The sequence below is a fragment of the Acinetobacter sp. 228 genome (assembly GCF_048147885.1).
Window position 1 is genome coordinate 121,537 of record NZ_JAYWYV010000001.1, and the last position, 13,430, is coordinate 134,966.

Genomic DNA, 13,430 nt, shown 5'->3' on the forward strand with positions numbered 1-13,430 from the left:
TTCAAAAAAAGTATTGTAGATTGGTTACAAAAGATATTTAATATTTTGCGCCAAAATTTAACATTGATTGTAAATTTGACCAATTTTGATCCATTTTCTGCTGAGGATTAAGCGTTGAAATACAACACACTTAATGAGTTCCTAGATTACGTAAAATCACGTGATGCACACCAACCAGAATTTCTTCAAGCTGTAGAAGAAGTGATGACCAGTTTGTGGCCGTTCATTGAAAAGAATCCACAATACGCAGCACATGGTTTGCTAGAGCGTCTAGTTGAGCCAGAACGTGCGATCCAGTTCCGAGTTTCTTGGGTAGATGACCAAGGTCAGACTCAAGTAAACCGTGCGTTCCGCGTACAATACAACTCAGCGATCGGTCCATTCAAAGGTGGTATGCGTTTCCACCCTTCAGTGAATCTTTCAATCCTAAAATTCTTAGGCTTTGAGCAAACATTTAAAAATGCTTTAACCACACTTCCTATGGGCGGTGGTAAAGGCGGTTCTGATTTTGACCCTAAAGGCAAATCAGAAGGCGAAATCATGCGTTTCTGCCAAGCTTTAATGATCGAGCTGTATCGTCACCTTGGTGCGAACACAGATATCCCTGCAGGGGATATTGGTGTAGGCGGTCGTGAAGTGGGCTACATGGCCGGCATGATGAAAAAATTAAGTAACGACACTGCATGTGTATTCACTGGTAAAGGCTTAACTTTCGGTGGTTCATTGGCACGTCCGGAAGCAACGGGTTACGGCACTGTGTATTTCGCTGAGGAAATGCTCAAGTCTCGTGGCGAAAGCTTCAAGGACAAAGTTGTTGCGATTTCAGGTTCTGGTAACGTTGCGCAATATGCTGCTGAAAAAGCAATGTACCTTGGTGCGAAAGTAGTTTCACTTTCGGATTCTGCGGGTACAGTTTACGTTAAAGACGGTTTCACTGAGGCGCTTCTTGCTGAAGTTATGGAACTTAAGAATGTAAAACGTGGCCGTATTTCAGAGTTTGCCTCTAAACATGGTTTCGAATATCTTGAAGGCCAACGTCCTTGGGGTATTAAGTGTGATATCGCACTGCCATGTGCAACGCAAAACGAACTGGATGCAGACGATGCTGCTGCGCTTCTTGCCAATGGCGTAATCTGTGTTGCTGAAGGTGCAAACATGCCTTCTACGCTTGAAGCGGTTGAGAAATTCGTTGAAGCGAAAATTCTTTATGCGCCAGGTAAAGCATCAAATGCAGGTGGTGTGGCAACTTCTGGTCTGGAAATGTCTCAAAATGCATTACGTTTGGGCTGGACTTTCGAAGAAGTTGACGAGCGTTTACACGCAATCATGAAAGAAATTCACCGCAACTGCGTAAAATTCGGTACTAAGGAAGACGGTACTGTGAACTATGTTGACGGTGCAAACATTGCGGGCTTCGTAAAAGTTGCTGATGCAATGCTTGCTCAAGGCGTATTCTAAGTCTGACTTAGTCTAAGCTGAAAAAAACCGAGGTATTTACCTCGGTTTTTTTATTTTCCTTTTTTGCTTTAGAGTGTGGCTTTTACCACTTCACGCTCTACTGCCATATCAAATACATAGGCGTATTTAGACTGGTCTGCAGCCGGATTCTTAATTTCATAACGCTTTACCCGGATAATCTGGCGCTCATCTGGTGAGTGCTGAAAGCCTTCAATCTGGTCATAGAATAAAGTCCAGTCTTTATCGACCTGAGTCTTTAAACCTTTATCATCATATTTAATTTCTTTCACCTGTAAACAGGTTTGTGGAGCTACCCCGGTACAGGTTTTGGTTTGTGGCGAAATTTCCAGGAAAATAGTTTCTGCCTGCCCTTGGTATTTGGTTTCTGGGGTCATTTTTCCAGTAAAAATATATTTTTTCCCATCGGCTGCAGTAATGCTTAATTTTGGCTGATTAGAATCATTGAGATCTAAGCTGTAAGGAATATCACGCTTTTGCAAAAGCTGGCTGACAAACCCTTCCTGCTCCATCAGTGCTGCATCACAGGCCATTTCGGTGCCTACGACTTCGCTGGTCGTGATGATATTGTTTTTGACTGACCAGGTCGTTGCGAGTCCATTACAGCCCGTGACGGCGCTCAGCCGGCCTTGAGCATCAAAATGGAGTACGATGGGTTGTTTTAGTCCATGATCCAGTTCCCAAGTATAAGCAGACAGGATTTGCGCTGGTGTTTTTAATGTAGTCGATGGAGTGGAAATAGCCGTATCTCCTGAAGTCGCAGGAAGATGAGAGGATTGACACGCAATTAAAGCTAAAGGGAGCAGAGCAAGTGCAAAAATTCTTGATTTCATCAGTGTAATTCTATGTGCTAAATTTCAACGTGATTATAATCAGGAGATTAGTAAAAAATATGGATACAAATCGTAGCTTTTGCTAACAAAATGTATCCAAATCAGGGGCTAAATTTAGAAGCTTGGTATTATCGGCTAGTCGAAGCGGTAAATATCCATTCCTAATGCACCCATGGTAAAGCTGCTATGCACGACACTGAAGCGGTTTCCCGTACCCATAGCAAAGAATAAGGGTGCAAAGTGCTCCAGGGTTGGATGATTACGTTTGATATGGGGTAATGTTTGCCAGTCCAGTACGGCATCAAAATCACTATGAACCAGTTTATTCGCTACATAATTACGGAAAGTTGAGGCCCATTCCGGAACCTCATCGGTATTTCCCTGCCAAGACAGTTCCCGCAAATTATGAGTAATACTGCCTGATCCAATCAGAAATACCTGCTGATCACGTAAAGATGCCAGGGTTTGACCAATTCTGTAAATATCTTCAGCACTCATCGTGATTGGCAAAGAAATTTCAACGACTGGAATATCTGCTTCTGGATACATATGCAATAGAGGCATCCAGACACCATGATCTCGCGGGCGGGTACTATTGGCATGTGCAGAAAAACCGGCATTGGCCAATAAGCCTAGCACTTGCTCAGCCAGTTCGGGATTTCCAGGAGCCGGGTAGCGTAATTCATACAACTCAGGTGGAAAACCGCGGAAGTCATGCCAGGTTTCAGGACGGATGCTGGTATTCACCTCTAGCACTTCGCTTTCCCAGTGTGCCGACATGACAATAATCGCAGTTGGACGTGGCAGATTCAGGCTTAAGCGATGCAATGCTGGGCCTACCTGCTCGGGATTGAGTGCTAGCATGGGCGAGCCATGAGAAATAAATAAGCCCGGCAAGGTCTGTAAGTTCATAAGTCAAACCACATTAGTTGAATGTTTTAATCATGCAATAAAGGCAGGGGTAATAATTCAACAAAACGTTGCATATACAGAACGCATTATTAAATTATCCCGCTCGATGATAGGGATGGTTATGGTTGATGCTCATGGCACGATAGAGCTGTTCAATCAGCATGACACGTACCAGAGGATGCGGCAGGGTTAACTTCGACAAGGACCAGTGCCATGCCGCAGCTTTACGCACGGCTTCCGAGTGACCATCCGGCCCACCGATCGCAAGTGCCACATCATTGCCTTCCAGCATCCAGCCTTTCATGGTTTCAGCCAGTTTTTCGGTACTGAATTCACGTCCGCCTACTTCTAGCGCAATCAGGGTTTCATTCTGCTTCAGTGCATTTAAAATGCTATCACCCTCAATATTGCGGTATTTCAGAATATCCGCTTCAGAATCGTTTTTTCCGCGCTTGGCCATGGGCAGTTCAATAATCTGGGTCTGTACAAAAGGCTGAATACGTTTGAAATAATCTTCAAAACCAGTCAGCACCCAAGCTGGCATTTTTTGACCAATGGTCAGAATACGGATTTTCATACAGGCAGATCAATAATTGGATACTTCATTATAACGATCAAACAACATGAATTTGAACCAGGAAACAAATTGAAATTGAAAGGGGGGATTTAGTGTTGCTTTAATGTCCGTAGTTCAAGTATCCGCTTGATAAAGGAATGGAATAATAATAAATGCGGAACAGTGTCATGATAAAAGGATGTTGTACTGTGCTCCTGTTACTGCTTGGTCTCATGGGTTCAAGCCTATGTATGGCCAGCTCAAGCAAAAGTGCTCAAGTCCCCCATCTGGAATTGTTTTTTAGCCAGATTATGAATGTGGATGAATACCGGAATTATAAAAATATTAAGGAGCTGAATCGGGTGTCTGCCTGGATCAAAGGGCAGATGCAGCGTCTGGGTGTCCCATGTCAGTATCAGGTTTATGTGGTCAATAACTTGAGTTACCGGAATGTCGTCTGTCAAATCAATACTCAAGCCAAAACCAAGATGGTAATGGGAGCACATTATGATGTTTTCAGTGCCCGATATGGGGCTGACAATAATGCATCAGGTGTAGCGGGTCTGCTGGAAACGGCAAGACTACTTGCTTTGCAAAAATCCAGACTCAAGCATGATATTGAATTTGCTTTCTATACCTTGGAAGAGCCACCCTTTTTTAAGACAGAACACATGGGCAGTTATATACATGCCAAATCATTAAAAGTGCAAAAACAGAAAATTAAAGGCGTGGTGATTCTGGATTCGATTGGCTATTTTGATGAACATCAGGTACAGAGTTATCCAGTCGGATTAAAATGGATTTATCCACGACATGGCAACTTTATTGCATCAATTGGACATTTGGCCTCAACCGGCCTGACCGGCGATTATTGTGATGCTATGCAACGGCTTAACAGGTTGGATTGTCAGCGTTTTGTCAGTCCAAGTTTTGCTCAGGATATGAGTTTCTCGGGCTATCTGAATTATACCAAATTCAATTATTCAACTATGCTGATCACCGATACTGCGAATTATCGCAATCCTTATTACAACACCGAACTGGACACCTTAGACAAGCTGGACTTGAACAAGATGACGTATGTGATTGATGGGCTGGTTGCTATGGCGCTACAGCCATAATTGAGTTAAGTGGCTTTTTACCCAATAAAAAAACCCTGCCGGAGCAGGGTTTTTAGGAATCAGCAGGTCTTAATGACGTGCTGCTTTCGCTTCTTCTTTGGTTTTCACAATTGGCGGTTTAACCAATGCTTTTGGCAAGGAGGTCAATGCCAGCGGTAAAATCTCATCAATTGATTTTACTGCTTTGATCTCTAAACCTTCTTTGACATTTTCTGGGATTTCCGCCAGGTCACGTACGTTTTCCTGTGGAATGAATACCAGCTTGATGCCACCACGATGGGCTGCCAGAAGTTTCTCTTTCAAGCCACCGATACGTAGTGCACGACCGCCCAGACTGGTTTCACCTGTCATCGCGATATCCGGACGAATCGGAATACCGGTGAAGGCAGATACCAGTGCAGTGGTGAGTGCCAAACCTGCCGATGGACCATCTTTTGGTGTCGCACCTTCAGGTAAATGCACATGCACATCAGTTTCTTCAAAGCGAGAGGCTTCGATGCCGAGTTCATCTGCACGGGTACGCACAACAGTCATGGCAGTGGTAATCGATTCTTTCATGACATCGCCAAGAGAACCGGTAGTAATAAACTTACCTTTACCCGGAACTGCAGCAACCTCAATAGTCAGTAACTCACCACCGACAGAAGTCCAAGCCAGACCGTTCACACGACCGATTTGTGCTTCTTCTTCCGCCATACCATAGTCAAATTTGTGTGGACCCAGGTATTCTGGAAGATTAACTGCTGTTACATCTACCTCAAGATTTTTAGCTTTCTTGCTGACTGCTTCTTTCACTACTTTACGTGCAATTTTTGACACTTCACGTTCAAGATTACGAACCCCGGCTTCACGGGTGTAATGGCGCACGATGTCACGAATGGCTTCTTCGTGAACTGTAAGCTCTTTAGAACGTAAACCATTGTTCTTGATTGCTTTAGGAACCAAATAACGCTCAGCAATATTCACTTTCTCTTCTTCGGTATAACCCGGAAGACGAATCACTTCCATACGGTCCAGCAGCGCCTCAGGAATGTTCATGCTGTTCGCAGTACAGATAAACATCACTTCTGACAGGTCAAGATCGAGATCAAGATAATGATCACTGAACTTGCTGTTTTGCGATGGATCTAGTACTTCAAGCATCGCAGAAGCAGGATCACCACGGTAGTCCTGTGCCATCTTGTCGATTTCATCAAGCAGGAACAAAGGGTTCTTCACACCTACTTTAATTAAAGACTGCACGATTTTACCTGGCATCGCCCCGATATAGGTACGACGGTGACCACGAATCTCGGCTTCATCACGTACACCACCCAGTGCCATACGGACAAACTCACGACCGGTCGCCTTGGCAATGGATTCGCCCAGTGAGGTTTTACCGACACCTGGAGGACCAACCAGACATAGAATCGGGCCGCGCAATTTTTTCACACGTGACTGGACAGCAAGATATTCCACAATACGATCTTTGACATCGTCCAGACCATAATGGTCTGCATCCAGAATTTCCTGCGCCTTGTTCAGGTTAATGCTGACTTTGCTGGCCTTATTCCATGGTGTATCCAGAATGACTTCAAGATAGTTGCGTACCACAGCAGCTTCACTTGAAGCAGGCTGCATTGCTTTCAGCTTGCGGAACTCGTTTTCTGCTTTCTTGCGTACATGCTCAGGCAAATCTGCTTCAGCAAGACGTTTTTCAATTTCGGCGACATCATCTTCTGCACCGCCGTTCATATCAGAAAGCTCGCGCTGAATGACTTTCATTTTTTCATTCAGGAAGTATTCGCGCTGGTTCTTTTCCATCTGACGTTTAACAGAGTCATGCAAGGTTTGCTCGATCTGCTGTTCTTCAGACTGTTGTAATAGATAAGTCATTAATTCAGTTAAATGCGCTTCGAACTCGTCCTGTTCGAGGAACTTTTGTTTCACTTCAATATTCAATGGAACACGGGTTGCAACGAAGAACAATAACTGTAATAAGTCTTCAATTTTGTTGGCTGCAGTGATCAGTTCACGGGCATTACGTAACTTCGCTTCTGCATATTGAGCGAAAAGCGCACGTAATTCTTGCAAGCGCACAGCTTGCGTGTCTTTATCCATCGTAACTGTCATTGGGCTGAGTTCATGCTCTGCTGTCAGATACTCGTTTTCGTCAATGATCGTTTTCAGCTTGGCACGATGCAGTCCTTCAATCAGGACTTTAATACAGTTTTCATCATTTTCGTGATTCACAACTTGCACAATCTTCGCGACAGTACCGTATTGATATAAATTGTCGTGATCAATTTCTTCTGTAAGCGAATCTTTTTGTGCAACCACAAATACTAGATTGTCACTGTTACGAGCCACATCAACTGCATTGATCGATTTTTCACGACCGACAAACAGCGCAATTTGCATGTGCGGATAAACCACCACATCACGCAGCGCCAAAAGGGGTAGTACACTTGGAACCTGCGGCTCTAAGGTTTCTGGATTCATGATAATTTCAGACATGGGCACTCCTAATGAGTGACAACGGTGTTGCCATGCTTTTAATAGTGATGGGTAATTTTAAAAATACAAGGGCAGTTGAGATTAAATTGTATGAAAAATGACTAATTATGTGATTTTGAAGTAGTTATCAAGAGCAAAATTGAAAAATTAACGTTTGAACTTGATAGAAACTGTCGGAGTGATTAAAGCATCTAGGGGCTGATCCCATTTTTCCCGTTTTAAAGGTTGGCTAACCAGTTGAAAATCATACGCAAGTCCCAGACGGAAAGGGCATCTAGGTGCAGAAGCTAGGGTGCGATCATAAAAACCGCCGCCCATACCAATCCGGGTGCCTGAAGTATCACAGGCCAATAATGGCATGAGCAACAGATCCAGTTTGGAAACATGGACACCACGCGTACTCATTGGCTCTCGCATACCCAGCCGATGGTGGGCAAAGCGCCTGTTATGGTATTGATGCGGGCTGATCCGGATCCAGACCAGATGCTGATTCATGTCGCAAATTGCAGGGAGATAAACCTGCTTGCCCAGCTGAAAGCAGCGTTCAATAATCGCCTGGGTCTGAATTTCCCCAAAAGCATGCAGATACAGCCCAATACGTCGGGCTTGAATAAATTGTGGGCTATGGATCAGACGGTTCAAGACTTTTTGTGCGGCCTGCCTTTGCTCAAATTTAGAGAGATGACGACGCGTTTTACGAAGGTATCTTCTTAATTCCTGAATGGTCATAGGCGCAAAAGCATGTGCAACAAAATTGTGCTCTAGTCTAAGTGGGAATTCTGGAAAAGTAAAAAATAATTCTGAATTGTAATGTCCTATTGCATTTTATCTCCCGATATAAATCGTGCCAGGTTTAAAGTCTAATTAAAGAAATTTTATGACCTGTTTTTAAAAGGTCATGAGGTGAGTAGTTTACGCTCTTTGATTTTCATCGCTTTTTATGTAATTAACAGTGTGATAGCAAGCTGCAGCAGTGAATAATTAGAAAAATGTTGAAAAGCTTTAGATCAATAAACATACAGCTTCAGAATGGATTTATCCCGTTTTTGGTGAAATAGTATAGATACGGAATCATATGACGATTCTCGGCTGAGAAATGATACACATTGGACATTGGACTTAGGTAGGCACGTAAGACCTAACTCAATGGAGAACATGATGAATATTGTGAAGAACACTATCTGCCTCTGGTACGATAACGATGCTGAAACTGCTGCGCGATTTTATGCGGACACCTTTCCAGATTCCTCGATTGACGCGATCAACCTTGCTCCTGGAGATTATCCCTCTGGGAAAGAAGGTGATGTCATTACGGTCGAATTTACAGTAATGGGCGTTGCCTGCATCGGGTTGAACGGTGGTCCTGGTTTTCAGCATAATGAAACATTTTCATTTCAGGTGGCGACTGAAGACCAGGAGGAAACAGATCGCTACTGGAATGCCATCGTGGGCAATGGCGGTCAGGAAAGTGAGTGTGGCTGGTGCAAGGACAAGTGGGGCATTTCCTGGCAGATTACGCCAGCTGTCCTGATCAATGCCTGTAACAGTTCTGACCGTGCTGCAGCCAAACGTGCATTTGAGGCCATGATGGGCATGAAGAAAATTGATGTTGCCGTGATTGAAGCCGCTTTTCGTGGTTGAGTGACAGAGGTTATCCGTAATTTCAGTGAATATTACTGGGCAGCCTTATTTACTTCAATATTTGAAACCTCTCCTTTTATATTTCCTTTCGATCATCTCCTGTGTGCCTATATGCATCTTGGGTTAAACCCTTTTCATTCCGGCATGGAGTACCTCCAATTTTATTACTAGCCCAAGATATAAGCTGAATGGTTCCCTTAAAGGTTCATTAATAGATAGGCTTTTATATCAGTGTTGTACAAGTTGAAGGGATGCAGATCATGCAATATGAGTTCCAGAATAATTTTTGCACCGAATTGAAAACAGACTGAACCAAAAACAGTCATCTAATCAAATTTCCCTCTCATTGGGACATCTTAAATAATATTAAAATATTGAAATTAATATAAAAATAAAACTGGCATAAGTTCTGCATATTTGTATTCAAACTTGGATACAAGATTGGATACAGAATGCTTCCTCACAAAATGATCGACTGGACAGTCCTGAAATGGCGTGCGGCCGATCAGCAAAAACAGTTCTCACCGAAAAATCCCGCTCAACCCAATGCGCAATTCGAGCGCACTGGGTCTGCCTGTATTTTGGTTGCGACTGGCACATATCTGAAAGAAAAAATTGATGCATTCAGGAAAGCTGTATATGTGGATAGCGTGCATCTGCACCTGCATTACAGATCAGTGAACTTGGTAGGTAGCGGGTCTATGTCCATGAGCTGAATCAATAAAAAAATGAAACAGAGCCATTCAACAGATTCAAAAAATAGATAAAATAACTGGGGATTCATATGTTTAAGACTGTACTGATTGCAAACCGCGGCGAAATTTCTGTTCGCGCCATTCGCACATTAAAAAAAATGGGTGTAACCAGTGTCGCCGTTTATTCAGAAACAGATCGTTATGCGCAGCATGTACTTGATGCAGATGTTGCCGTATCTCTGCAAGGAACTAAACCTAGCGATACCTATTTGAGTATCGAAAAGCTGATTGCTGCAGCCAAAAATACCGGGGCCGAAGCAATTTTCCCGGGTTATGGTTTTCTGTCAGAAAGTGCTGATTTTGCCCGTGCCTGCGAAGAAAATGGCATTGCTTTCATGGGACCCACAGCTGCGCAGATTTTAGAGTTTGGTTTAAAACATCGTGCCCGTGAACTTGCTGCAGCTGCCAATGTACCCATGACTCCCGGTACAGGTCTGCTAAATAGTCTGGACGAAGCTTTGGCAGAAGCTGAAAAAATTGGTTATCCAATTATGCTGAAAAGCACAGCAGGCGGTGGCGGAATTGGCTTGACCCGTTGTGATGATGCAGAAGCACTTCGAGAGGCTTATGAAAGTGTAAAACGTCTGGGTGAGCAGTTCTTTAAAGATGCCGGGGTGTTTCTGGAACGCTTTGTGGATAAAGCCCGTCATGTCGAAGTTCAGATTTTTGGAGATGGACAGGGACAGGTAGTGGCTTTGGGTGAGCGTGACTGTTCATTACAGCGCCGTAATCAGAAGGTCGTAGAAGAAACACCAGCGGCTCATTTACCTGATGTAACCCGTCAAAAACTGCATCAGGCGGCAGTTGAACTGGGCAAATCGGTGAAATATCGCAGTGCCGGTACGGTTGAGTTTATTTACGATGCAGCACGTGACGAGTTTTATTTCCTTGAAGTGAATACCCGTTTGCAGGTGGAACATCCTGTCACTGAAATGGTGACCGGTTTAGACCTGATCGAATGCATGTTGAAAATCGCAGCAGGCGATACTTTGGATTGGAAGCATCTAAGCAGTATTCAGCCTCGGGGTGCAGCGATTGAAGTACGCATATATGCCGAAGATCCAGTCAAGAATTTCCAGCCGAGTCCAGGGATTTTGACCGATGTTTTTTTTCCGGAAAATGTCCGGGTTGATACCTGGGTGAGTACCGGAACTGAAATTTCCCAATATTTTGATCCGATGGTTGCCAAGATTATTGTGCATGCTGAAGATCGTGATACTGCCATTCGTACGCTTAAATCAGTTTTAGCTGAAACTCGCCTGAATGGTATTAGTACCAATCTGGATTATGTGCATACTGTTATTTCAGATCCACGTTTTAAACAGATGCAGATCTGGACACGCATGCTGGATGATTTCAAATATGTGCCGAATGTGATTGAGGTGATTCAGCCGGGTACACAAAGTTCGATTCAGGATTATCCGGGTCGTGTCGGGTATTGGGATATTGGTGTACCGCCTTCAGGCCCAATGGATGATTATGCCTTCCGGCTGGCCAATAAAATTGTCGGGAATGCCGAGGCCGCCGCCGGGTTCGAATTTACCCTGCAAGGTCCAACCCTCAAGTTTCATGCAGACAATGTCATTGCTTTAACTGGCGCCCCTTGTCCGGTAAGTCTGGATGATGAAGCAGTAAATTTCTGGCAGCCTATTCAGATAAAAGCAGGACAAACCTTAAAAATTGGACAGGTTGAATCCGGATGCCGGACTTATCTGGCTGTGCGAAATGGTCTGAATGTACCGGAATATCTGGGTAGCCGTTCTACCTTTGCTTTAGGTAATTTTGGTGGACATGCAGGCCGAGTATTACGGGCTGGTGACATGATTAAGATGGTGAATCCTGAGCTGCCGGCCGATGGTCTACCTTTGGCGATTGCAGAACCTGAAGCTTTGGCAACAGCTCTGATTCCAGGTTATGGCAAGGAATGGAAAATTGGTGTGCTCTATGGTCCGCATGGAGCACCTGATTTCTTTAAAGCTGAATATATTGAGGAGTTTTTTGCATCAAGCTGGAAAGTGCATTTTAACTCGAACCGGTTGGGTATCCGTTTAACCGGACCGACGCCAAGCTGGGCGCGTGAAAATGGTGGTGAAGCGGGGCTGCATCCATCCAATGTGCATGACTGTGAATATGCCATTGGTGCAATCAACTTTACCGGTGACTTCCCCGTAATCCTTGCCAAAGATGGTCCGAGCCTGGGTGGCTTTGTCTGTCCGGTGACCATTGCCAAAGCTGAACTCTGGAAAATTGGTCAACTGAAAGCCGATGACACGATTAGCTTCTATCCAATCTCGGTAGAGCAGGCCAATGCGCTGGAGCGGCAGCAAATTCAAACCCTCCAAAACTTTGCCAAGGCAGAGATGACCCACGAAGCTGAAGTTGTTGCAGTTCAGGCAGAAAGTATCCTGGCATTGCGTGAAGCTATGCCAGATGCACCAAAAGCTGTATATCGTCAGGCTGGTGACAGTTATATCTTGCTGGAATATGGCGATAACGTACTGGATTTGGCTCTGCGCCTGCGCGTACACCGTTTGATGCAACTGATCCGCGAAGCTGATCTTGAGGGTATCTTGGAATTGTCACCTGGTGTGCGGTCCTTGCAGATTAAATATGATGGTCTGCGTTTGAGCCAGCAGCAACTGATTCACTTCCTGCTTGGTCTTGAAGAACAGATGGGCGATTTGCGTGACATTAAAATCCCTTCAAGAATTATCCATTTACCCATGGCCTTTGAGGACTCGGCGACTCTGGGTGCGGTTGAGCGTTATCAGGAAAGCGTCTGTGCCACAGCCCCCTGGCTTCCGAATAATGTCGATTTTATTCAGCGGATTAATGGTTTAAGTCACCGCCAACAGGTCAAGGACATTATTTTTGATGCCAACTATCTGATTTTAGGGCTAGGTGATGTATATCTGACTGCACCTTGTGCAGTGCCTATTGATCCGCGCCACCGTTTACTGAGTTCCAAATATAATCCGGCCCGTACTTTTACCGCTGAAGGTACAGTCGGGATTGGTGGCATGTATATGTGTATTTATGGCATGGACTCACCGGGTGGCTATCAGTTGATTGGCCGTACCGTGCCGATCTGGAACAAGTTTAAAAAGAACAAGCAGTTTGGCGATCAGCAATGGTTCTTACGCTTTTTTGACCAGATTAAATATTATGAGGTTACTGAGGCTGAACTGGATCAGTTCCGTGCTGATTTCGCCCATGGTCTGGCAGAAATCAAAATTGAAGAATGCGAGTTTGACTTTGCAGCATATCAGGATTTCCTTGCTGCAGAACACGACAGCATTGCCGCCTTTAAAGCGCAGCAGCAGGCTGCTTTTAGTACCGAGGTAGAACGCTGGAAAGACGAGTTTGATGCACCTGTAGAAATAGAAGTGCTGCAGGATGATACCGATTACAGCCAGTATGTCCCTCTCAACGCCTCTATGACCGGCAATATCTGGAAGATTTTTGTAGAAGCCGGGCAGATTGTGAAAAAAGGCGACACGGTGGCCATCATTGAAGCCATGAAAATGGAGCTGCCGGTCTATGCTGATGATGATGGCATTGTCAAAGCGATTATCTGCCGTTCTGGTCAGACCGTGCATAGTGGTGAACCACTGGTTTATATGGAGTAATGGATTGAGCC

The 13,430-nt window shown here is 44.5% G+C and carries 10 protein-coding genes; 5 read left to right on the forward strand and 5 right to left on the reverse strand.

The features are described from left to right. Window positions 1-114 precede the first annotated feature (114 nt). Window positions 115-1,458: an NADP-specific glutamate dehydrogenase gene (gdhA, locus tag VXQ92_RS00560; protein WP_064101466.1), complete on the forward strand. Its 1,344-nt coding sequence runs from the start codon at window positions 115-117 to the stop codon at window positions 1,456-1,458. Window positions 1,459-1,526: 68 nt separating this feature from the next. On the opposite strand, the gene VXQ92_RS00565 is transcribed toward gdhA, so the two are convergent. The 3 genes from VXQ92_RS00565 to rlmH all read right to left on the reverse strand — a co-directional run bounded on the left by VXQ92_RS00565 (window position 1,527) and on the right by rlmH (window position 3,798). Next, complete coding sequence (locus tag VXQ92_RS00565; protein ID WP_416679892.1) at window positions 1,527-2,309, reverse strand: DUF4377 domain-containing protein; 783 nt, start codon at window positions 2,307-2,309, stop codon at window positions 1,527-1,529. Window positions 2,310-2,444: 135 nt separating this feature from the next. Continuing rightward, window positions 2,445-3,221, reverse strand: a complete 777-nt coding sequence (locus tag VXQ92_RS00570) for a dioxygenase (RefSeq protein ID WP_416679893.1) — start codon at window positions 3,219-3,221, stop codon at window positions 2,445-2,447. A 94-nt stretch (window positions 3,222-3,315) separates the two neighbouring features. Then, window positions 3,316-3,798: a 23S rRNA (pseudouridine(1915)-N(3))-methyltransferase RlmH gene (rlmH, locus tag VXQ92_RS00575; protein WP_416679894.1), complete on the reverse strand. Its 483-nt coding sequence runs from the start codon at window positions 3,796-3,798 to the stop codon at window positions 3,316-3,318. Between the two features lie 167 nt (window positions 3,799-3,965). Here rlmH and VXQ92_RS00580 point away from each other — a divergent pair, with 167 nt between their 5' ends. Further along, window positions 3,966-4,898: a M28 family peptidase gene (locus tag VXQ92_RS00580; RefSeq protein ID WP_081406347.1), complete on the forward strand. Its 933-nt coding sequence runs from the start codon at window positions 3,966-3,968 to the stop codon at window positions 4,896-4,898. A gap of 69 nt (window positions 4,899-4,967) precedes the next feature. Here VXQ92_RS00580 and lon read toward each other — a convergent pair whose 3' ends face one another. Next, on the reverse strand, window positions 4,968-7,394 hold the full coding sequence (gene lon, locus VXQ92_RS00585) for an endopeptidase La (RefSeq protein WP_064095588.1): 2,427 nt from the start codon (window positions 7,392-7,394) through the stop codon (window positions 4,968-4,970). A gap of 147 nt (window positions 7,395-7,541) precedes the next feature. Continuing rightward, window positions 7,542-8,123 carry a 5-formyltetrahydrofolate cyclo-ligase gene (locus tag VXQ92_RS00590; protein WP_416679895.1) on the reverse strand — a complete coding sequence of 194 codons (582 nt, stop codon included), beginning with the start codon at window positions 8,121-8,123 and terminating at the stop codon, window positions 7,542-7,544. Window positions 8,124-8,552: 429 nt separating this feature from the next. Here VXQ92_RS00590 and VXQ92_RS00595 point away from each other — a divergent pair, with 429 nt between their 5' ends. From VXQ92_RS00595 to uca, 3 genes are all read left to right on the forward strand, one after another. Next, a complete protein-coding gene (locus tag VXQ92_RS00595) occupies window positions 8,553-9,035 on the forward strand; it encodes a VOC family protein (protein ID WP_171254923.1) in 483 nt (160 codons plus the stop codon). 452 nt (window positions 9,036-9,487) lie between these two features. Beyond that, on the forward strand, window positions 9,488-9,751 hold the full coding sequence (locus VXQ92_RS00600; RefSeq protein WP_416679897.1) for a hypothetical protein: 264 nt from the start codon (window positions 9,488-9,490) through the stop codon (window positions 9,749-9,751). A 68-nt stretch (window positions 9,752-9,819) separates the two neighbouring features. Then, window positions 9,820-13,419, forward strand: coding sequence for an urea carboxylase (gene uca / locus VXQ92_RS00605; protein ID WP_416679898.1), 3,600 nt, complete (start codon window positions 9,820-9,822; stop codon window positions 13,417-13,419). Window positions 13,420-13,430 lie beyond the last annotated feature (11 nt).

Coding starts and splice junctions, on each gene's coding strand:
- VXQ92_RS00565 (WP_416679892.1), bottom strand. CDS start 2,309: ATGAAATCAAGAATTTTTGCACTTGCTCTGCTCCCTTTAGCTTTAATT.
- VXQ92_RS00570 (WP_416679893.1), bottom strand. CDS start 3,221: ATGAACTTACAGACCTTGCCGGGCTTATTTATTTCTCATGGCTCGCCC.
- rlmH (WP_416679894.1), bottom strand. CDS start 3,798: ATGAAAATCCGTATTCTGACCATTGGTCAAAAAATGCCAGCTTGGGTG.
- VXQ92_RS00580 (WP_081406347.1), top strand. CDS start 3,966: ATGATAAAAGGATGTTGTACTGTGCTCCTGTTACTGCTTGGTCTCATG.
- lon (WP_064095588.1), bottom strand. CDS start 7,394: ATGTCTGAAATTATCATGAATCCAGAAACCTTAGAGCCGCAGGTTCCA.
- VXQ92_RS00590 (WP_416679895.1), bottom strand. CDS start 8,123: ATGACCATTCAGGAATTAAGAAGATACCTTCGTAAAACGCGTCGTCAT.
- VXQ92_RS00595 (WP_171254923.1), top strand. CDS start 8,553: ATGAATATTGTGAAGAACACTATCTGCCTCTGGTACGATAACGATGCT.
- VXQ92_RS00600 (WP_416679897.1), top strand. CDS start 9,488: ATGCTTCCTCACAAAATGATCGACTGGACAGTCCTGAAATGGCGTGCG.
- uca (WP_416679898.1), top strand. CDS start 9,820: ATGTTTAAGACTGTACTGATTGCAAACCGCGGCGAAATTTCTGTTCGC.